The organism is Kribbella sp. NPDC050470, assembly GCF_044458365.1.
Taxonomy (GTDB): Bacteria; Actinomycetota; Actinomycetes; order Propionibacteriales; family Kribbellaceae; genus Kribbella.
In genome coordinates this window covers 708,980-729,605 of the sequence record NZ_JBITHV010000001.1, presented here as the reverse complement: position 1 = coordinate 729,605, position 20,626 = coordinate 708,980, and the positions used below count along the sequence as shown (strand labels likewise).

20 protein-coding genes are annotated in these 20,626 nt (G+C 70.4%); 15 read left to right on the top strand and 5 right to left on the bottom strand.

Annotation, left to right across the window (positions count from 1 at the left end):
• Positions 1–9 precede the first annotated feature (9 nt).
• The gene (locus ACIBGM_RS03410) at positions 10–891 is read left to right on the top strand and encodes a hypothetical protein (RefSeq protein WP_396384351.1); all 882 of its coding nucleotides are present in this window, start codon (positions 10–12) and stop codon (positions 889–891) included.
• Positions 892–976: 85 nt separating this feature from the next.
• A complete protein-coding gene (locus ACIBGM_RS03405) occupies positions 977–1,465 on the top strand; it encodes a GyrI-like domain-containing protein (RefSeq protein WP_396384350.1) in 489 nt (162 codons plus the stop codon).
• A 5-nt stretch (positions 1,466–1,470) separates the two neighbouring features.
• Here the strand turns inward: ACIBGM_RS03405 and ACIBGM_RS03400 are convergent, their stop codons facing one another.
• Complete coding sequence (locus ACIBGM_RS03400) at positions 1,471–2,355, bottom strand: universal stress protein (protein ID WP_396384349.1); 885 nt, start codon at positions 2,353–2,355, stop codon at positions 1,471–1,473.
• A gap of 159 nt (positions 2,356–2,514) precedes the next feature.
• Between ACIBGM_RS03400 and ACIBGM_RS03395 the strand changes: the two genes are divergently transcribed.
• The 7 genes from ACIBGM_RS03395 (at position 2,515) to ACIBGM_RS03365 (ending at position 11,604) form a co-directional block, all read left to right on the top strand.
• Positions 2,515–4,941, top strand: a complete 2,427-nt coding sequence (locus ACIBGM_RS03395; RefSeq protein WP_396384348.1) for a glycoside hydrolase family 65 protein — start codon at positions 2,515–2,517, stop codon at positions 4,939–4,941.
• 98 nt (positions 4,942–5,039) lie between these two features.
• Positions 5,040–6,056: a magnesium transporter gene (locus tag ACIBGM_RS03390; protein ID WP_396384347.1), complete on the top strand. Its 1,017-nt coding sequence runs from the start codon at positions 5,040–5,042 to the stop codon at positions 6,054–6,056.
• Positions 6,053–6,916 (top strand): universal stress protein, encoded by an 864-nt coding sequence (locus ACIBGM_RS03385; RefSeq protein ID WP_396384346.1) that lies wholly within the window; start codon positions 6,053–6,055, stop codon positions 6,914–6,916. The genes ACIBGM_RS03390 and ACIBGM_RS03385 overlap by 4 nt, the downstream gene beginning before the upstream one ends.
• A gap of 111 nt (positions 6,917–7,027) precedes the next feature.
• Positions 7,028–7,519 carry a flavodoxin domain-containing protein gene (locus ACIBGM_RS03380; protein ID WP_360516946.1) on the top strand — a complete coding sequence of 164 codons (492 nt, stop codon included), beginning with the start codon at positions 7,028–7,030 and terminating at the stop codon, positions 7,517–7,519.
• Positions 7,516–9,090 carry an FAD-dependent monooxygenase gene (locus tag ACIBGM_RS03375; protein ID WP_396384345.1) on the top strand — a complete coding sequence of 525 codons (1,575 nt, stop codon included), beginning with the start codon at positions 7,516–7,518 and terminating at the stop codon, positions 9,088–9,090. The genes ACIBGM_RS03380 and ACIBGM_RS03375 overlap by 4 nt, the downstream gene beginning before the upstream one ends.
• A gap of 37 nt (positions 9,091–9,127) precedes the next feature.
• A complete protein-coding gene (locus tag ACIBGM_RS03370) occupies positions 9,128–10,021 on the top strand; it encodes an ABC transporter ATP-binding protein (RefSeq protein ID WP_360516940.1) in 894 nt (297 codons plus the stop codon).
• Entirely contained in the window at positions 10,018–11,604 is a 1,587-nt protein-coding gene (locus ACIBGM_RS03365; protein WP_396384344.1) for an ABC transporter permease, read from the top strand. Before ACIBGM_RS03370 ends, ACIBGM_RS03365 begins: the two co-directional genes overlap by 4 nt.
• A 264-nt stretch (positions 11,605–11,868) precedes the next feature.
• Here the strand turns inward: ACIBGM_RS03365 and ACIBGM_RS03360 are convergent, their stop codons facing one another.
• Entirely contained in the window at positions 11,869–12,291 is a 423-nt protein-coding gene (locus tag ACIBGM_RS03360; RefSeq protein ID WP_396384343.1) for an Hsp20/alpha crystallin family protein, read from the bottom strand.
• 134 nt (positions 12,292–12,425) lie between these two features.
• Between ACIBGM_RS03360 and ACIBGM_RS03355 the strand changes: the two genes are divergently transcribed.
• Both ACIBGM_RS03355 and ACIBGM_RS03350 read left to right on the top strand, forming a co-directional pair.
• Positions 12,426–12,809, top strand: a complete 384-nt coding sequence (locus ACIBGM_RS03355) for a hypothetical protein (protein WP_360516931.1) — start codon at positions 12,426–12,428, stop codon at positions 12,807–12,809.
• 13 nt (positions 12,810–12,822) lie between these two features.
• Entirely contained in the window at positions 12,823–13,152 is a 330-nt protein-coding gene (locus tag ACIBGM_RS03350; protein ID WP_360516928.1) for an HPF/RaiA family ribosome-associated protein, read from the top strand.
• 2 nt (positions 13,153–13,154) lie between these two features.
• Here the strand turns inward: ACIBGM_RS03350 and ACIBGM_RS03345 are convergent, their stop codons facing one another.
• Positions 13,155–15,734 (bottom strand): cation-translocating P-type ATPase, encoded by a 2,580-nt coding sequence (locus tag ACIBGM_RS03345; protein WP_396384342.1) that lies wholly within the window; start codon positions 15,732–15,734, stop codon positions 13,155–13,157.
• A 220-nt stretch (positions 15,735–15,954) separates the two neighbouring features.
• On the opposite strand from ACIBGM_RS03345, the gene ACIBGM_RS03340 reads away from it, so the two are divergent.
• Together ACIBGM_RS03340 and ACIBGM_RS03335 are read left to right on the top strand one after the other, a co-directional pair.
• Complete coding sequence (locus ACIBGM_RS03340) at positions 15,955–16,707, top strand: lysylphosphatidylglycerol synthase domain-containing protein (protein WP_396384341.1); 753 nt, start codon at positions 15,955–15,957, stop codon at positions 16,705–16,707.
• Entirely contained in the window at positions 16,622–16,975 is a 354-nt protein-coding gene (locus ACIBGM_RS03335; RefSeq protein WP_396384340.1) for a YbhN family protein, read from the top strand. The genes ACIBGM_RS03340 and ACIBGM_RS03335 overlap by 86 nt, the downstream gene beginning before the upstream one ends.
• A gap of 19 nt (positions 16,976–16,994) precedes the next feature.
• Here ACIBGM_RS03335 and ACIBGM_RS03330 read toward each other — a convergent pair whose 3' ends face one another.
• Complete coding sequence (locus tag ACIBGM_RS03330) at positions 16,995–17,666, bottom strand: CBS domain-containing protein (RefSeq protein ID WP_396384339.1); 672 nt, start codon at positions 17,664–17,666, stop codon at positions 16,995–16,997.
• A complete protein-coding gene (locus ACIBGM_RS03325; RefSeq protein ID WP_360516916.1) occupies positions 17,641–18,045 on the bottom strand; it encodes a VOC family protein in 405 nt (134 codons plus the stop codon). Before ACIBGM_RS03325 ends, ACIBGM_RS03330 begins: the two co-directional genes overlap by 26 nt.
• A gap of 200 nt (positions 18,046–18,245) precedes the next feature.
• Between ACIBGM_RS03325 and ACIBGM_RS03320 the strand changes: the two genes are divergently transcribed.
• Positions 18,246–18,725, top strand: a complete 480-nt coding sequence (locus ACIBGM_RS03320; RefSeq protein ID WP_396384338.1) for a pyridoxamine 5'-phosphate oxidase family protein — start codon at positions 18,246–18,248, stop codon at positions 18,723–18,725.
• Positions 18,726–18,777: 52 nt separating this feature from the next.
• A complete protein-coding gene (locus tag ACIBGM_RS03315; RefSeq protein ID WP_396384337.1) occupies positions 18,778–20,532 on the top strand; it encodes a GAF domain-containing protein in 1,755 nt (584 codons plus the stop codon).
• The last annotated feature ends 94 nt before the right edge of the window (positions 20,533–20,626 follow it).

The window sequence follows — 20,626 nt, the reverse complement described above, 5'->3', positions numbered from 1 at the left end:
GAGGAGAAGATGACAACAGCCAGCACCGGGTCAGGTGGATCCTCTCCTGGGCCCGATGAGCGGAGGCTACGGCGGCTGCGGACCATTGCGGCTGTCGCGATCAGTACGACGGCCGTCCTGGTGGCCGCCCTGGCGATCGTTCTGCTTCGTGGTGACGAAACCGTGCAGCCGGGTGGGCCGCCGACGGGGACAGCCTCTCCGGCGCCCACTGTGACGACCAGCAGGACACCGAGCGCGACACCGAGTGCCACGCCGAGCACTCCGGCGCCGACGAGCTCCACCCCGGTCACGTTCGAGTACCAGCCGCTGTGGCCGTTCGCTTCGATGGCCGAGGCGCAGGCCTGGCAGGAGGCGTATCGGTCGGGTGGCCATCAACCCTGGCACCTGGACGCCGGCCGGACCGCGCTGGCCTTCACCACCGGCTACCTCGGCTTCACCGAGATCGATCGGGTGGTGTCCCGGTCGGTGCGAGGCTCCGAGGCCTGGGTGGCGGTCGGGTATCGCGATCCGAACGGGCAGCTCAGCGTGGCCGCCGTACTGCATCTGGCCCGGATCGGGACCGGTGCCGACGCACCGTGGGAGGTCGTCGGCAGCCGGGACACCACGCTGACCGTCGAGCGGCCGGCGTACGGCGCGAAGGTGACCTCACCGATCACCGTCGGCGGCCGGATCACCGGGGTCGACGAGTCGATCGTGGTCGAGGTGCGGCAGCCGTCGAGCGAGCAACCGATCGGCCGGGCCCCCGGCGTACCCGCCGGCGGCGAGAACCAGCCGTGGTCGACGAGCATCAGCTTCCGCGGCGCGACCGATCCGGCCCTGACCATCGTCGCGTTCACCGGTGGACATCTCCAGCGCGTCGAGCGCTTCGCCCTCACCGGCACCGAGAACTGACCATCCCCGCCGGGTCCTGCCGGGGCGGGACCGCTGCCGCTGCCTGAGGCGGGCCGGTCGGCACACCCTGAAGGTGGAGGAAACCATGCGTATCGAGTCGCGGACTGTTCCCGCACAGCACATTGCAGTCATGAAGGCGACGCTGGATCGCGAGGAGCTGGGTTCCTGGATCCCGGCCGCGTTCGACCGGGTCGTCGCCTACCTGCGTGCCACCGGCATCGCCCCGCGCGGTATGCCGGTCGCCAGGTACCACCTGTTGCCCGACCACAGGTTCGACATGGAGGTCGGGTTCCCCGTCGACGCACGCGTCGCGGGTGACGAACACGTGGAGCCTTCCGTCCTTCCGGGCGGTCGCGTCGTGGTCGCCTGGCACATCGGCCCGTACGAGCGACTGGGCGAGACCTACGAGGCCGTGGACGAGTGGCTGAAAGCCCAGGACGGCGTCCGCACCGGTGATGCCTGGGAGGTCTACCACGACCCGCCGACCGACGACCCACAGTTCTGGCGGACCGAGGTCGTCCAACCGTTCACCCCCGCGGCGGTCGTCCCTCACGATCCAGTGGCCAGCACCTGACGCTGTCAGCGGCCTGCAGGTTCGTGTACGACGGCGACCGGGCGGGTTGCGTGCTGCACCACACCGCGCGCGACCGAGCCGAGCCGCATGGCGGGCAGTCGGCGGCGCCGCTGACTGCCGACGACAACTAGTTGGGCATCGTGGCGCTCCGCCGCCCGGACGATGCAGTCGACCGGGTGGCCGCGCCACACGTCGACGTCGATCAAGACATCCGAGTACTTGGCGCGCCACTGCTCCGCGATCTGCTGGAACGTCCTGCGGACATCCGCTTCCCACTCCGCGGCCAGGCCTGACGAGTTCACCGCCTCCCAGCTGTACATGTTCGGCAGGTCCCAGACGTGCAGCAGCCGCAGCGGCACATTCCGCTCGGTCGCCTCCATGACCCCGAACTCCATCGCTGCCTGATCATCACCCGACTCGTCCACCGCGATGACGACCGGCCCGTTGTGGTCCGCAGCCTTCCACCGATCCGGAACGACGACGACCGGCACCGTCGCCGCCGCCGTCACGGCCTCCGACGTCGATCCGATCAGCAGCCGCCGGAAGGCGCCGATTCCGCGCCGGCCGACGACCAGCATCCGGCTGCCAGCGGCCCTCTTGACCAGGGTTTCAGCCGGTGGCCCGACGACCAGATCCATCTCGTGGTCGAGTGTGCTCGGGCCGCTGTCGAGGTAAGCCTGGACCTCGCCGGCCAGGTCCATCGCCGCGTCGTCGATGACGTTCGGTTCCCAGTACGGCGTCCGCCGTACCCGCTCGTCGATCACGTGGACCGAGTCCAGTGGCTCGTGCCGCAGCTCGGCCTCCTGCAGTGCCCATTCCAGTGCGCCGCTGGTGCGCCATGAAGCGTCGAGTCCGACGTGGATGACCGGTCTGACAGGTGCAGTGCTCATAGCAGATGCCTCTCCTTCGTTCTCATCTCGATCGTCCGGCCGGGGGCATGACCTCGGCAGAGGCGGTTGTCACGGCTGTGGCACGCCGAAAGCCCCGGCCTGTTCGAACAGGACCTTCGGCTCTGGTGGGCACCACCGGCCGGCGCGCAGAGTCGAGCCATGACATCCGTGTCCGCTTCGCCGGTCCACGGCGCTGTGACCGACTGGCTCCTTCGTTTCGACGGATACGACCCGGCGGACGAGCGCCGGCGCGAGGCGCTGTGCGCGGTCGGCAACGGGTACTTCGCCAGCCGCGGCGCCTGGGCCGGTTCCGCGGCCGGGGACCGGCACTACCCAGGCACGTACCTGGCCGGTTACTTCAACCGGCTGACCGACCGGATCGGCCAGGCCGACGTCGAGAACGAGAGCCTGGTCAACCTGCCCGACTGGCTCCCCCTCACTGTTGCCATCGACAACGGCGAGTGGCTGACCCCGGACAATTCCGACGTCCTCGAGCACGACGTGGAGCTCGACCTCCGCCGGGGTGTCCTGACCCGCCGTTTCCTCCTGCGCGACCGGCACGGCCGGGAGGTGCGCGGGATCGAACGCCGCCTCGCGAGCATGGCCGACGCCCATCTCGGCGGACAGACGCTCGCCGTCACCGCCGTCAACTGGTCGGGCCGGATCCGGATCGGCTCCGCGGTGCGCGGCGGCGTCACCAACTCCGGGGTCGAGCGCTACCGCAAACTCGCCGGCCGGCATCTCACCGACCTCACCCCGGTGGTTGCCGATGACAAACTCATCGTGACCGCCACCACCTGTCAGTCCCACCATCGCGTGGCCGTCGGCACCAAAACGGTTGCCCTCCACAACGGCGACGTTTTCGACTGGGCCACGCGCACCGACAGCACGTCGGCGTACGCCGAGCTCAGCGTCGAGGTGACGGCGGGCGACGTCGTCAGTGCGGAGAAGGTCGTCGCGATCCACGGATCGCGCGACGCCGGGATCTCGGAGCCGGAGCTGGCCACCCGGATCGCGCTGGACAACGCCCCGGGATTCGAGCAGCTGACCGAAGCCCACGCCCTGGCCTGGTCGCAGCTGTGGCGACGCTTCTCCATCGATCTCGAGGAGCCGTTCGACGGAACGCTGGCCGCACTCCGGCTGAACCTCTTCCACCTGCTGCAGACCGTGTCGCCGCACAGCATCGACGCGGATGCCGGCGTACCGGCGCGTGGCCTGCACGGAGAGGCGTACCGGGGGCATGTCTTCTGGGACGAGCTGTTCGTGTTCCCGGTCATCACCCTGAGGATCCCCGAGCTGACCCGTGCACTGCTGCAGTATCGGTGCCGCCGGCTTCCCGCCGCGCGGCTGGCGGCGCGGCAGAGCGGATACCCGGGCGCGATGTTTCCGTGGCAGTCCGGCAGCGACGGCCGTGAGGAGAGCCAGCGACTGCATCTCAACCCGCTGTCCGGGCGCTGGACCGAGGACGCGACCTTCCGCCAGCGGCACGTCGGTCTCGCGGTCGCCTACACCATGTGGCAGTACGTCGAGACCACCGGCGACGTCGGATTCCTGAGTGACTACGGCGCCGAAGTCATCGTGGAGGTCGCGAGGTTCTTCGCCGCGCTGGCCGAGTACGACGCCGGCCGCGACCGCTACGTGATCAGGGGCGTAGTCGGCCCGGACGAGTTCCACACCGGGTATCCCGGCCGGGCGGATCCCGGTGTCGACAACAACGCCTACACCAACGTGCTGGCGGTCTGGCTGTTCGACGCCGCGGCCCACGCGCTCGACCGGCTGCCGCCCTGGCGCCGTACCGAACTCATCGAGTCGCTCGGGCTCACTCAGGCTGAACGCAACCGGTGGGACGAGCTGACCCGTCGCATGTACGTGCCGTTCCACGACGGCGTGATCAGCCAGTTCGAGGGCTACGAACGACTCGAGGAACTGGACTGGCCGCACTACCGGCAGAAGTACGGCGACATCCGGCGGCTGGACCGGATCCTCGAGGCCGAGGGGCGCGACGTGTCGTCGTACCAGGTGTCCAAGCAGGCCGACGTGCTGATGCTGCTCTACCTGCTGCCGCGCCGAGACCTGTACAGCCTGATGGACCGACTCGACTACCCGCTGTCGTCCGACATCCTGCGCTCGACCGTCGAGTACTACCTCGCCCGGACCTGCCACGGTTCGTCCCTCAGCGCCGTCGTCCACGCCTGGGGACTAGCGACCCTCGATCCGGATCGCGCACTGGCCTTTCTCGAGCAGGCTCTGCACAGTGACGCCGGTGACGCGACGCGGACCGGGACCACTGCCGAAGGCATCCACCTCGCGGCGATGGCCGGCAGCGCCGACATCGTCCAGCGTTGCTTCACCGGGCTGACCACGACCAACGACGTACTGCGGTTCGGTCCGCGGTGGCCGGGCAAGCTGGGGACGCTCCGGATGGTGCTGCGCTATCGCGGTCATCGGGTGGTCGCCGAGATCTCGACCAAGAGCGTCACCCTGACCGTCGACCCCGAACCCGGCCCCGCGATCGCCGCCCGCTGCTACGGGCGCACCCGCCTACTACGCCCAGGCGAGACCCACACCTGGACGCCTGCGCACTGAGTCTCTCCGGATCGAAGCCCCGGGCAGGGCCTTCGGCCCAGGGTGCGCCGTACCTTCGCCCCTACCACCGGGCTCGGTCCCGGGGGCAGGCTGGAGCAGTGAGAACGCAATCAGCCGGGCGTCGTGCCACGGTGGCGAGTGCGAGCCCGCGCACGCCGGATCACCTGCTGGAGACCGCGGCGCAGCACGCGTCCATCTCCGTGCCGGTCGCCGCGCCCGACGACACCGTCGGCGAGGTGCTGCGCGGGATGGCCGGCCGTCAGTTCGACACCGCCTCGGTCGTCGCGGTCTGTGCCGATGACCGGCTCGTCGGCGTGGTGACCATCGAACGGCTGCTGGCCGCGGGTCCTGATCTCTCCATGCGGGCCGTGATGGATCCCGCTCCGCCCACTGTTGCCCCCGGCACTGATCAGGAACGCACCGCCTGGCAGGCCGTGAAGCACGGCGAACCCGGGCTCGCGGTCGTCGACAGCGCCGGTCGCTTCCGTGGCCTCATCGCACCACAGCGGCTGCTGGCAGTCCTGCTGGCCGAGCACGACGAGGACATGGCCCGGCTCGGCGGCTACCTGCACACCACAGCCGAAGCCCGCACTGCCAGCACCGAGCCGGTCCCCCACCGGTTGTGGCACCGGCTGCCCTGGCTCCTGCTCGGCCTCGCCGGCGCACTCGCCGCCGCCGGAATCGTCGGCGCCTTCGAGCAGGCGCTGGAACGCGCAGTACTGGTGGCGTTCTTCGTGCCCGGCGTCGTGTACATCGCCGACGCCGTCGGCACTCAGACCGAGGCCCTGGTGATTCGCGGACTGTCCGTCGGGGTGGGGATCCGGAGGATCGTCGTCCGCGAGACACTGACCGGCGTGCTCGTCGGCGCGCTGCTCGGCGTCGTGGCGGCGCCGGCGATCTGGCTGCTGTGGAACGACGTCGACGTCGCCGTGGCAGTCGGCCTGGCCGTCTTCGCCGCGTCGTCCATCGCAACGCTGGTCGCGATGGCGTTGCCCTGGTTGTTCGCCCGCTTCGGCGCCGATCCCGCCTTCGGATCCGGACCGCTGGCGACGGTGATCCAGGACCTGCTCTCGATCGCGATCTACTTCGCAGCAATCACGGTGGTGACGACATGACCCAGCCCATTCTCATCGGGTACGACGGATCATCGGCGAGCCTCGCCGCCCTCCGCTGGGCCGCCGCCGAGGCCCGGCGGCAACTCGTGCCGCTCCGTGTGGTGCACGTGGCGCCGTGGCCGATTGTCCGGAGCGTGACCGGCGCCGCGGTGATGCTACGGCAGGACAGCATCCGCACCGCCGCGGGACATCTGCTCGACCAGGCCTGCCGGTCCGTCCGGTCCGCGTATCCCGGCCTGACCGTCGAGGTCGAGGTGGTGTTCGGAGACACCGGGCCCGTTCTGTTGCGGGAGGCCGCGGATGCGGCGATGCTCGTGCTCGGGTCCACGGGACTCGGAGAGTTCCGTGAGTTCGCAACCGGCTCGGTCACGACCCACGTCGCGACCCACGCGCACTGCCCGGTGGTCGCCGTACCCGCCGGCTGGACGCCGGAGCCAGACGGCGAGGTCGTTGTCGGGGTCGACGGGTCGGAGCGGTCCACGGCAGCGATCGACTTCGCGTTCCGGCACGTCGAGCAGAGCGGCGCCCGGCTGACGGCACTGCTGGCTTGGCACGACCCGGTGAGCACCGGCCCTGGCGACATGGTGCCCGTGGTCTACGACCTCGATGCCCTCGAGAGGGACAGCGCACTGGTCCTCGCCGAGACCCTCAGTGGGCACCTGGCCGACCACCCGGACATCAAGGTGACGGAAAGGGTCGTCCACGCGGCCGCCGCCGACGCACTGTTGGATGCCTCGAGAACCGCCCAGTTGGTGGTCGTCGGCTCACGCGGACGCGGCGCTGTCCGCGGCCTGTTGCTCGGCTCGGTCAGCCGCGACCTCCTGCACCATGCCCGCTGCCCGGTCGCCGTCGTCCGCTGACCCGGGCCGAGAGTCCCTGTCTTTCAAGGCCATCCAGCCGCAGCGGAGGCGAGCCGACGTGCCCACGATGAACTTAGGGGCAATGCTCGCTGCTGAAGGAGGAGAAGGCTGATGTCCGAGAAGGTGCTGGTGGCTTACGCCACCAGGATGGGGGCGACCGCCACCATTGCGGCGGCGATCGGCGCCGAGCTGCGCAGGGCCGGTCACGAGGTGGAGGTCCATGAGGTCACTGATGTCAAGGCGGTCAGCGAGTACGGCGCCGTCGTACTGGGCAGCGCGCTCTACTTCGGCCGTTGGCGCCCCGAGGCCGTGCGGTTCCTCCGCAGCCACGCACGGGAGCTGGGCAGCCGGCCGGTCTGGTTGTTCCACAGCGGGCCGATCGGGCCTGGCCGGGATGCGGCGCAGAAGGTCCCGTCCGACGTCGCGCGGCTGGCCGCGAAGATCGGCGCGCCGCCGGTGAAGACCTTCTCCGGGAACCTCCAGCCGGACACCGCGGCCGGGCGCCTCGCGCACCGGGCCCGGGTCGACACCATGGTCGGCGACGCCCGCGACTGGCCGCAGATCCGCACCTGGTCCGACGAGATCGCATCCGCTCTGTCATGACCGACGTCCTGGTGGTCGGTGCCGGGCCGGCCGGGCTCACCACTGCCCTGCAGGCTGTTGCGCACGGCGCGAGTGTTCGCGTGGTGGAACGACGACCGGACGCGTTCCGGCCGTCGCGTGCCCTGATCGTGCACCCGCGGACGCTCGAGTGCCTCCGGCCGCTCGGCGTGACCGGCGAACTGCTCGACCGCGGCGACATCGCGCCCCGCGCCGAGCTCCACCTGGGCCACCGGCGGGTATCGGTCGAGCTGTCCGGCCTCGACCTGCCCGACACGGCCTTCCCGCATCTCACGTTGGTACGGCAGGCCGATGTCGAGGAAGTCCTGGCGCAAGCGCTGGCCCGGCGCGGCGTGACGATCGAGCGAGGAGTCGAGCTGACCGACGCCGCGTTCACCGGGTACGGCGGCGGCCTGGTACGGGCGACGCTCCGCTCGGCGGCCGGCATCGAGGACACGACGTGCCGGTTCGTGGCCGGCTGCGACGGCCCGGACAGCACGGTACGGCGCCTCGCCGGGATCGGCTGGCGAGGTGCGTCGTACCGCCAGGAGGTCGTTCTCGCCGACGTCGAACTGACCGGTGACCTCTCCCCCGGCGTCGTCCATGTCGCTGCCGGACGCAACGGGCTGCTATTCGTGTTCTCGCTCGGCGAGGGCGCGACCTGGCGTCTGCTCGCGACCCGCCCGGTCCGTGGCGCGCCGGACGCAGCATTCGGCCAGCCGGGTGGGGACGTGCCGACACCGGAGCTCCAGCGGCTGATCGCCGACTCGGGGCTGGCTGCCACCATCGCGGAGGTCAGATGGTCCGCCAAGGTCCGGCTGCAGCACCGGCTGGCCGCGGCATACCGGTACGGTCGCCTGTTCCTCGCCGGCGACGCCGCGCACACGCATTCGCCGGCCGGCGGGCAGGGCATGAACACCGGGATCCAGGACGCGGTCAACCTCGGCTGGAAGCTCGCGTACGCCGCCGACCGCGAACGATGCTCCGAGTTGCTCGACTCGTACGACCGGGAGCGGCGGCCGGTCGCCCGCAAGGTGCTGGCGATGACGCATCTCATCTTCTTCGCCGAGGCGTCGACGCACCCGCTGCCGGCGTTCCTGCGCGGGACGCTGGCTCCGCTGGCTGCCCCCGCGGCGCCCTTGCTGATGCGGCAGCGACGGCTGCTGGCTGAAGGCGTCCGCACACTGTCCCAGCTCCGAGTGAACTACCACGGCAGCCCACTCTCACAGGTCGGTACAGCTCCGGCGGACCGGCAGCTCCAGCCGGGTGATCGGTTGCCGGACGCAACGGTGACCTGTGACGGCCGCACAGTCCGGTTGCACGAACTGACAGCCAGCCCCGGAATCCATCTCCTGCTCTCCCGCGACACCGAGCAGCCGGACCCCCTCGGCCCGCGAGTCCACGTTCATCGCCTGACCAGCCGGCCCGGAGGCGACCTCGTCGCGGTCCGCCCCGACGGGTACGTCGGCCTGCACAGCGGGCCGGCCGATCCCGTCGTACTCCGCTCCTGGCTGGACCTCGTCGGCGCGAGCCCCCCTTGCGGCGGCACGGGCCACGGCGCATCGTCGTACTGATCGGCAACTCGTAGGCAGGCACTCTGGGGAGGCGTGGATGACCTCGGCGATCTCGGTAACGGGGCTGGTGAAGACGTTCGGGCCGACGCGGGCGCTGGACGGACTGGACCTGGAGGTGACGACCGGCGAGGTCCACGGTTTCCTCGGGCCGAACGGCTCCGGCAAGACGACCACGATCCGGATCCTGCTCGGCCTGCTGCGTGCGGACGCCGGCACGGTCCGGCTGCTCGGCGGCGACCCCTGGACCGACGGCGTCGCGCTGCGGGCTCGGCTGGCCTACGTTCCGGGCGACGTGACCCTGTGGCCGGGGATCACCGGCGGCGAGGTGATCGACCTGATGGGGAGGCTGCGCGGCCGGCTGGACCGGCGCCGTCGCGACGACCTGCTCGAGCGGTTCGACCTGGATCCGCGGAAGAAGGCCGGCACCTACTCCAAGGGCAACCGGCAGAAGGTCGGGCTGATCGCCGCGCTCACCTCGGACGCGGAACTGCTGCTGCTCGACGAGCCGACCTCCGGCCTGGATCCGCTGATGGCGTCGGAGTTCCAGCGCTGCATCGAGGAGGTGAAGGCCGAAGGCCGCACCGTGCTGCTGTCCAGCCACATCCTGGCCGAGGTCGAGGCGCTGTGCGACCGGGTCAGCCTGATCAGGCTCGGCCGGACCGTGGAGAGCGGCACGCTGACCGAGCTACGGCACCTCACCCGCACCTCGATCTCGGTCGAGACGGAGCGTCCGCTCGACGGGCTCACGACGCTGCCCGGTGTGCACGACCTGGCGGTCAACGGCAACCGGGCGGCCTTCGACGTCGACAGCGCGCACCTCGACGAGACCATCCGGCAGCTGTCCGTCCTCGGCGTCCGCAGCTTGACCAGTACGCCGCCGACGCTCGAGGAGCTTTTCCTCCGTCACTACGACAGCGAGACCACGTCGTGAGCACGGCGGCGGGAACCGGCACTCTCCTGCGCTTCATGCTGTGGCAGGAACGCCGCAGCCTCCCGTGGTGGCTGCTCGGCGCGGGCGCGCTGCTGGCCTTCCAGTCGGTCGGCAGCCAGGACCTGTACAACACCCCGGAAAAGCTCGCCGCCCTGCGGCAGACGATGACCGGGAACACGGCGATTCTCGCGATGAGCGGTCCCGAACGGCTGCTCGGCACGATCGGCGGTGAAGTCGTCTTCGAGGTGTTCGCGTTCCTCGCGGTCGTGATCGCGTTGATGAACATGTTCCTGGTCGGGCGGCACACCCGGACCGACGAGGAAACCGGTCGTGGCGAGCTGATCCGATCGACCCGGATCGGCCGGCGCGCCCCGCTGGCGTCCGCGCTGTGCCTCGCCGTACTGGCCGACCTGGCCGTCGCACTGGTGCTCTTCGTCGCGGCCGCCGGCACCGGTCTGCCATTCGCCGGTTCCGTGCTGGTCGCGGCCGCGGGTGCAGGAGTCGGAATCGCCTTCGCGGGTCTGACCGCGGTGGCCGCGCAAGTGTTCGAGAATCCCCGGTCGGTGTACGGCGCGGTCGGTGTCGCGATCGGCACCGCCTTCGGGTTGCGAGCCGCGGGGGACGTCGGCAACCCCATCTGGTCCTGGTTGTCCCCTATCGGCTGGGGGCAGCGCACCTTTCCCTACACCGGCGACCGGTGGTGGCCTCTCGCGGTACCGGTGATCGCCGGCGCAGCCCTCGTGTCGGTTGCAGTAGCCTTGCTGGAACGCCGCGACTTCGGAGACGGCTTGCTGCCCTACCGGCAAGGCCGGGCCACAGCCTCCTGGGCACTGGGCTCGCCGCTCGGACTGGCCTGGCGCCTTCAGCGCGGTTCGATCATCGGCTGGACGGCGGGCCTGCTCGTGCTCGGCGTCGCGTACGGGTCGTTCACCGACTCCATCCAGGACTATGTCACCAACAACCCCGAGATCGCCGAGTTCCTGCCGGGCGGTGCGGTCGACGTAGTGAACTCCTACCTCGCTCTGGTGATCCTGTTCTGCGCACTGCTCGCGTCGGCGTCTGCCGTGGCAGGCGTGATGCGGGCTCGGCACGAAGAGACGTCCGGACGGGCCGAGCCGGTACTGGCCACCAAGGTCAGCCGCTGGTCCTGGCTCGGCGGTCATGTCGTCGTCGCCCTGATCGGCGGCACAATCGCCCTGGCCGCGGCCGGCCTCGGCCATGGCCTGGCCTACGGAGTCGCAATCTCCGATCCTGGACAGCTCGTCCGACTGACCGGAGTCGCCCTCGTGCACCTGCCCGCCGTCTGGCTCGTCGTCGCGATCGCCGTACTGGCCATCGGCTGGATACCGCGAGCCGCAGGAGTGGTGGCGTGGACAGTGGTCGGCTACTGCGCGGTGGTCGCGGTCTTCGCCGAGTCGTTCCGTCTGCCCACCTGGTCACGTCAGGCCTCACCGTTCGTCCATCTCCCGAACGCCCCACTGGACACCGTCACCGCGACCCCCCTCGTGGTCGTAGGCGCCGTGGCGGCGGCCGGCCTCGTCATCGGCTTCCTAGGCCTCGCCCGCCGGGACTTCGGGTACTGATCAGAGCACCCGGCCGACTCCGGGCACCCGGGCGATCAGCAGCCGGGCGAGCGCGAACGAGCCCCAGATTCCCCGCCGGCCAGTAGTAGCGCTTCACTTCGGCCGGCGCCGGAACCGGCGATGATCACGGCGATGACGACGACCTTGAGGTTGTCCAGGTAGACCTCGCGGCAGCCCATGGTCGGGCCCCCTACGCACACGGTGGCGGACACGCCCGCCGGCGGGCCCGGCCGGGGCGCCCCGGCCGGGCCGGTTGCGGTGGAGTCACTCGGTCTGGTCGATGGTGACCGTGCGCGCCTCGGCGGTCTTCGCCGTGATCGGCACCGTCACCTCGAGGATGCCGGCCGCGTACTTGGCCGCGACCGCGCCCTCGTCGGCTCCGTCCGGCAGCATGACCCGGCGGGTCAGCGAGCCGTAGTGGAACTCCGACCGGGATCCGTCGTGCTCCTCCTGTTGACGAGTCGCCGCGATGGTCAGCATGCCGTTCGCGACCTCGACCTTGATGTCCTTCGCCGGGTCCATCCCGGGCAGCTCGGCGCGGACGACGTACTTGCCGTCCTCGGTGAACTCCTCGAGCCGGACGCCACGCAACGTGGCCGGCCAGGCGAACATGCTCGGCAGGCTCTCGGCCCAGTCGAACAGGTCCACGAACTGGCGCCGGTTGTCCCGGTGCTGGAGTGTCGTCATAGTCTCTCCTCTCTGCTGTACTTCCTCCTACCTCCACCACAGCTCGCCTGATCGCCCTGTCCCAGGGAACTAGGCACCATCGGGAACGGACCTTCGGCCCTGACCGGGCGATCGCCCGGCTCCTACCGTCGGAGATGACGGAGGGGGTGGAGATGCAGGTCAGACTGCGGGATCTGCTGGCCACGGGACTGGTTCTGGCCCTCGTCCTGCCCTATCTCGCCTACCTGGCGGTGGGGGAACTGCCGTTGATCGACACCACCCGGGACATGACCGCCGCCGCGCTGATCCCCGGCGGAGCCGTCATCTACGTGCTGGTGAGCGCCGAGCAGTACGACGCACTGGGGTGGTTCGTCGTGACGCTGGCCGGCACCTGCGCGCTGGCCGGCTTCCTGGCACTCGGCCTCACCGGCTCGTCGGTCGCCGGTGTCCTGCTCGCCGTCTTCGTTGCCCTGGTCATCGTCATCTGGGCGGTCGAACTCGCCGAACACACGACCTTCCCGATCCCGCGCCGGCACTGAGGAGGAGCCCACCATGAAGGCCCAACCGAACACCACACCGGAGCAGTCCGGCAGTCGCGTTCAGCTCACCGTGCGCGGCCCGGTGCCGCGCGACATCGCGACCTACGCCACCGCGAAGATCGACCACGTCCTGAACTGGACACCGGACCGCGTCCAGCACCTGCACGTCGTCGTCACCCTGGCGAACGAGAAGCACGAGGAGGCGGCCGGGATCGAGGTCGAGGCCATCGTCGACGGGACGCCGATCCACGTCCACGCGAAAGGGCCGACCCTGACCGAAGCCACCGACGCAGCCACTGACCGGCTCCGCCGCCAGCTCAGGGAAGGATCCGGCACAGCTTGACCTCAGGGGTGCCGGGTCATCCTGCGGCGCAGGAGTTTGGCGGTTGTATCGGTGAGCAGGAGGACGATCGCGGCGGCGCCGGCGAACAGCCAGCCCTGGTACGACGGCCAGTCGCCCCCGAGCAAGGCGGACAGTTGCGGCACGCCGAGGAAGACGGCCAGCAGGACCAGCTCGGCGAGCACGGCAACGATCAGGGCGCGGTTGCGGGCCGGCGGGATCTCGAACACGGTGCTTCGCTCGCTGCGGCAGGCGAACGCGTTCGCCAGCTGGGCGAGGCCGATGACGGCGAACGCAGTGCCAGAGGCGATCGCGAGTCCGGCGCTCGTCGGCTCCGCGCCGAGCTGCCAGCCGTGGCCGGTCAGCACGATCAGTAAGGCGGCCATCGCGAGCAGTGCCTCGACTGGTCCGAGGATCCCGAACGCTCGCACGAGCAAGGCGCGGTCGACGATCCGGCGATGCCTCGCCGGGCCGTCCAGTGTGCGCCGGCCCGGTGGCTCGACACCGAGTCCGAGCGCCGGGAGCATGTCGGTGCCGATGTCCAGGGCAAGCACTTGCAGAACGCCGATCGCGAGTGGGATCGATCCACCGGACAGCGCCCACACCGCGAACGGTGTCAGCTCGGCGACGTTGTCGGTGAGGTGATAAGTGAGGAAACGCCGTACGTTGGAGAACGTGGCCCGGCCGAGCCGGATCGCGGTGACGATGCTGGCGAAGTGATCGTCGAGCAGCACCAGGTCGGCCGCCGCCCGGGCCACGTCACTGCCCGACGCCCCCATGGCGACACCGACGTCCGCCTCACGCAGCGCGGGTGCGTCGTTGACCCCGTCGCCGGTCATCGCCACGACGTGCCCCCGGGCCCGCAACGCCCGCGCGATCCGCAGCTTGTCCGCCGGCGTCACTCGGGCGACGACCACCCCGTCGTCCCGGTCGAGCAGTTCGCCGAGCTGCTCGTCGTCGGCCGGCAACTCGTTGCCCGTCACAACGATTCCCCTGGAGCCCAGCAGCCCGACCTCGCGGGCGATCACCGCTGCCGTGGCCGCATGATCGCCGGTGACCACGGCGATCCGCACGCCGGCCTGCCGGCAGGTGGTCAAGGCCTCGTGCACGTCCGTCCGGGGCGGGTCCTCCAAGCCGAACACGGCCAGCAGTTCCAGCGCGTCCGGGCGGAGTTCCAGCCGGCCGTGCTGAACCAGCACGCCCTTCGCCTCCGCCACCGCGAGCACGCGGTGTCCCCGGCCGGCCAACCGCTCGACCGCGGCGGTCGCGTCCGGCCCACCGTCGACGCGGCAGTACGGCAGCAGCGCGTCGGGCGCGCCGAGCACGATCGTGTCGCCGTCGGCCACCGCCGCGCTGTACCTGGTCTCACTGGTGAAAGTGACGCGATGGCTGATCGTGCCTGGATCGAGGGCCGGAACGCCGAGCCGCCGGGCGAGCACGTCGAGAGCGACCTCCATCGGATCGCCCTCGGCGACCCAACGACCCTCCAGGCTCACTGCTCGGCCGCGGACGCAGGCCAAGGCCGCTGAGACTGCGCGGGCGGCCGCAGCGATCGCCGTCGGATCCCCTTCGGCCGAGCCGACCGGGTCGTAGCCGTCGCCGTACATCGCAACGGTTCCCTGCGGGGTCCAGACGTCGAGGACCTCCATCTGGTTCATCGTCAGGGTGCCGGTCTTGTCCGTGCAGACGTACGTCGTCGCGCCGAGAGTCTCGACCGCGTCCAGCCGACGGACCAGGGCGTTCCCGTGAGCCATCCGCTGTGCGCCACGCGCCAGTGACAGCGTCACCGTCGGCAGCAGGCCCTCCGGCACCAGAGCGACCGTCACGCCCACGCCGAACAGCAGCGCCTCGGTGAAGCCCAGGCCGAGGACGAGCGACACGGCGGCAAGCGTGACGCCGACCGCCACCGCGATCATCGCGATGATCCGGATCAACCGATGCAGCTCGAGGGTCAGCGGGCTCGGCGGCCGGTCCGCGCTCTCGGTCAGCGACTGAATCCCGGCCAGCCGGGTGTCGCCGGCCACGCCGGTCACGACCGCCTCGGCCTCGCCTTGTACGACGTACGTCCCGGCGAAAACGTCACCCCCGGCCGCCGGGCGGACCGGTACCGACTCGCCGGTGAGCATCGACTCGTCCACGGCCAGGCCGTGCACCGCGACGAGACGCAGATCGGCCGACACCCGATCGCCTGCGCTCAGCAGGACGAGATCGTCGCGGACCAGTCCGGCCGAGTCGACACTCGTCACCTGCCCGTCGCGGATGACCTGAACCCGGGCGGGAAGCAGGTCGCGCAGCCGTTCGGCCGCACGGTCCGCGCGGTACTCCTGAGCGAAGGCGAAGACCCCGTTGAGAACGATGATCACCACGATCGCCGCGGCCAGCGGCGCGAGGTCGGCCGCCAGTGCCAGCGCGGCGGCGACCCACAGCATGACGGCGAACAGGTGGGTCAACTGCCCGGCAAGCAGTCGCCACGCCGGTGTTCGCCGGGGTGGCGGCAGTTGGTTCGGCCCGTCGGCCGCGAGTCGCTGGGCAGCCGCTGCCGCCGACAGACCTCGGGCAATCAGGGTTTCCTGCGAGCTGGGCATGACCACCTCCGCATCGAGCATCCCGATCCGGGGCCTCCTGGCAGCAGGGCCCATCGTCCCGATTTCGGAGCCGAACGGATCTGCACCGCGGTCGCCCGAACTGCCAGCCTGCAAGTGAGAGGAAGGAAACCGCCATGCGAGCATCAGCAGGCGACTGGCTGGTCGTCGAAGGCACCCATCTGAACGAGCACCAACCGCGCGACCGCTGAGCCGGGCAGCCGTGCTCACTCCGGCGGAGCCGCGGAGGACGTGGCCCGCGCTGCTTCGGTCGGCGGCCACGTTCCTGATCCTGGTCGTCCTGATCCGGTACGTGGTGTTCCCGAAGCTGGCCGGTGCGGAGGACTCGCTGCACCTGCTCGCCGAGATCCGGCCCGGCTGGGTGGTTCTCGGTGTCGGGCTGGAAGCCTTCAGCCTGCTGTGCTACTCGCTGTTCACCCGCGCGCTGTTGCGGACCAGCCCGATCCGCTTCTCCTGGATCCTGCGCTCGGACCTGACCGGCTTCGGAGCCAGTCACGTTCTGCCGGGGGGCGGTGCCACGGCGACCGCCATCCGGTTCCGGTTGCTGGTCTCCGGCGGCGCTCGCACGCCCGAGGTGACCGCCGCCGTCGCGGCGGAAGGGGTCGGCACCTGGCTCGCGCTGGTCCTCGTCGCGTGGGTGAGCGCAGGGGCCGCGCTGCTGCTCGATGCGACGGCGGCCTACCTCGTGGCGTTCCTCGTCGGCACGGTCGCGATCGCTTGCGGGCTGCTTGCCGTACGGGAGCGGTCGGCGGTCGAGCGGCTGGCGGGCCGGCTGCTGCGCTGGACGCTTCACCGGCTCCCCCAGCGGGTCCGGCCGTGGACCGCCTCCGTTGCACTGCGTCTGCGGGACCCTGCTCGCCGACCCCGAGGTGCGCAAGGCCTTCTTGGGGTGGGCAACGGCCAACTGGGTGCTCGATGCTGCCGCGTTGTGGGTCTTTCTGGCCGCCTACGGTGAGCGCGTCCATCCCGTCATGCTGCTGGTGGCCTACTGCGCGGCGAGCCTGGCCGCGATAGTCCCGATCACTCCGGGCGGCCTCGGAGTCGTGGAAGGCGTCCTGATCTCCATGCTGCTCGGCTTCGGGGTGCCGGCCGACGCCGCAGTACTCGGCGTCATCTCCTGGCGCCTCGTCCAGTTCTGGGCCCCCGTCCCGGTGGCCGGCCTGTGCTACCTCTCACTCCGCGCGGAGTCCCACACCCGCCGAATCCGGCGCCGCACCGGTTGAGTACGGCGCCGGCCGGCGGTCACGGGACCGTCACAGGGGCGGTGTCGTCGAAGGCCCAGGACAAACTGTTGACGACGCCGACCACTCCGTCGACCTCGGCCGTCAGTTTCCCGGCGACCTCGGCCGTGCTGCGGCGATCGACCTCTCCGGAGAGCGTGACGACGCCGTCCTGCACACTGATCTCGAGACCGATCGGGTCGTCCCAGAGCACGTGGTCGACGACATCGCGCCGTACTCGCTGCGCGATCCGGTCGTCGGGCGCCAGGAAGGCCTTCAGCAGGTCCGACCGGGTGACGATGCCGGTCAGGAAGTCCCCGTCGGTCACGATCAGCCGCGTGATCCCCCGGGTCGCCATCAACCGCGCCGCCTCGGGAATCGTCGCCTCCGGTCCGATCGTCACGGCCGGGTGCGACATCAGGTCGCCCGCCCGCAGCCCGGCGGCCCGGGACCGGGCCCGGCGCCGCCACCACCGCAACACCTTGGGCGGCCGCGCGGTGCGCTGGAACTCCTCCTTGCGCATCAGATCGGTCTCCGAGACGACTCCCCCGATGCCGCCGTACCGGTTGACCACCGGCACGGCGCTGATGTGGTGCTCGGCCAGCAAGGTCACGATGACCTTGTACGGCGTGTCCTCGGGCACCGCGACGACGTCCGGCGTCATCACGTCAGCGACGGTCAGCAGATGCCTCATCGCCCGCTCCTGCCTGCTCGGTCATGGCTTGCTGGTGCATCAGGCCGATGATGTTTCCGTCGGGGTCGGCGAACATGGCGAACTGACCGATTCCGGGGATGTCCGTCGGTTCGACGACGGTCTTCGCGCCGAGCTCGCCGGCCCGGTCGAGGGTCGCCTTCAGGTCGTCCACGGCCACGTAGACGGTGACGTACGGCGGCATCTCGCCGCGCGTCTGCATCAGGCCGCCGCCGATGCCGGGACCGGCGTCGCCGGCCGCGACCAACGTGTAGTCCGGACCGGCCGGCTGCAGTTGCCAGCCGAACAACGCACCGTAGAACGACGTCAGTTGCGCGAGGTCGCGTCCGCCGACCTCGAAGTGGATCACCGGGTTGGACATGGTCCTCACCTCCAGGACTCGAGGTGTCCTCCCACTTCCACCGAACGCCGCCGGTGGCCGCCGTCCCAGGGCCGAAGTCCTTTCCATTGACCCCCGAAGGTCCGGAAGGTCGTCTGCTCATGGTGTCCAGGCTGTTCGAGGGTTGGGGTCAGGGACCTTCGACCCTACTGAGGCGTCGGCGGCGGGGGGATGGTTGACGGATGGACGACGTCGTTTCTGTCCAGGAGGAGACCGTGACCGCCATGCCCGACTTCGACCACTCCCGCTTGCAGATCATCAGTCCCGCGGAGTGCCTGCGGCTGATGCGGTCCGTACCGCTCGGCCGGCTCGTCTACACCTACGGCGGCCTTCCCGCGGTTCGCCTGGTCAACTTCCTCGTCGACGACGACACGATCGTGTTCGACTCCGGACCGGGTGACAAGCTCCGGGCAGCGGAACGGGGCGATGTGGTCGCGTTCGAGACCGACGTGGTGGACGCCGAGCGGCACCTGGGCTGGACCGTGACAGCTGTCGGCCACCTGTCTGTGGTCACCGCGGACGAGGCGGCCGCGCTCCGGCGGACCCTGCCGCTACATTCCTGGCTGCCGATGGACGACCCACACCTCGTCCGTCTCGGCATCGAGTCCGTCAACGGGCGCCGCCTGGTGCCGTGGGGTCAGCGACCGCGATCAGGCGTTTGAATCTCCGCGGTGACGGTTCACATCCGGGGCGCATTCTTCGTAACGTAGGCACGTGACAGATGGATCACGGACCGGGCGGGGAACCTGGGACGAGGGGGCGCTCGAGTTCGCCGGACTGTCCCGGGTGCGCCTCGACGCCCTTTTGCAGGAGCTGCTCGGCCGGGTCGACGAGATCATGGAGTCGCAGGAGCGGCTCCGCGCCCTCCTCGACGCGGTCGTCGGCATCGGCGCGGACCTCGACCTGAACAGCACCCTCGACCGGATCGTCACCGCCGCCTGCGAACTGGCCAGCGCCCGGTACGGCGCACTCGGCGTCGTCGGACCGGACGGCAAACGACTGGTCCGGTTCATCACGTACGGCGTCACCGACGAGCAGATCGCCGCGATCGGCCCGTATCCCGAGGGCCACGGCATCCTCGGCCTGCTGATCGACCACCCCGAGCCGATCCGCCTGGCCGATCTGGCCGAGCACCCGCGGTCATACGGCTTTCCGGCCAACCATCCGCCGATGAAGACGTTCCTCGGCGTGCCGATCCGCACCAGGGAACTCGCCTTCGGCAACCTGTACCTGACCGAGAAGACCGGCGGTGCCGACTTCACCGAGGACGACGAGCGCACGGTCACCGCGCTGGCGGCCGCGGCGGGTGTCGTGATCGACAACGCCAGGCTGTACGCCGACACCGAGCAGCGCCGCCGATGGCACGAGGCGAACGCCGAGATCACGCAGCTGATGCTGGGCCAGTTCGACTCCGACGAGGCACTCCACCTGATCGCACGGAGAGCCCGCGAGGTGTCCGGCGCGCAGGTCGCGGCCGTGCTGCTCGCCGACGACGAACAGGACCTCGTGGTGCGTGCCATCGACGGCCCGGCCGAGTTCCAGCCTTTCCTGGGCCGCCGCCTCCCCGCCGATCTCCCGGTGATCAGCCGGGCCGCCTCGGGCAGCGGCGAGCAGGTCGTGATCGAGGATCTCGCGCAACTCCTCAAGGACGCCGGTGGCCTGACCGAGTTCCCGGAAGGCGCAAATCTAGGCCGTACGACGATCGCACCGCTACCGGCCGGCAGTACCGGCACGGGCGGCCTGCTCGTGGTGGCGGCCGAGCAGGGAGCGACCTTCCGGGTCTCCGACGGCGCCGCCCTGGTCCAACTGTTCGCCGGCCAGGCCACTCTGGCACTCGAGCGGGCCCAGGCCCAGCGCGACCGCGACATGCTGGCCGTCCTCGAAGATCGCGACCGGATCGCCCGGGACCTGCACGACCTGGTCATCCAGCGGCTGTTCGCGACCGGACTGCAGCTTCAGGGCATGCAGCGGCTCGCCCGGCCCGAGCACCAGCAACGACTGCATCGCGCGGTCGAGGACATCGACACCACCATCCACGACCTCCGGGCCGCGATCTTCGAGCTCCAGCAGGCCCCCGACGCCACGTCGCTGCGCGGTGACATCCACGCCCTGGTCGCGGAGTACACCGACCCACTCGGCTTCCGGCCCCAACTCACCTGCACCGGCCCGATCGACACCGTCGTACCGGAGGCCGTCCGGCCGCAGATCCTCGCCACCGTTCGCGAATCGCTGTCCAACGTGGTCCGCCACGCCCAGGCGTCGCATGTCACCGTCGAGATCGCGGTCGACTCCCACCACGTGCTCGCCCGAGTCGCCGACGATGGAGTCGGCATCGGGAACTCCCGTCGATCGAGCGGCCTGCGCAACCTGACCGAACGGGCGCACGCCCTCGGCGGAACTGTCCAGATCACCGACAACGACCCGCACGGCACGGTGGTCGAGCTGCGCGCCCCGCTCAACGGCGACTGACAAGCCGAACGGCCTGCCAAGTCGGGACTCTTGACCGCAGCGGGGCCCTCCTCGCACGGGTCAGGCTGGAGTAGGAGCCAGTGGGAGGAGCCTC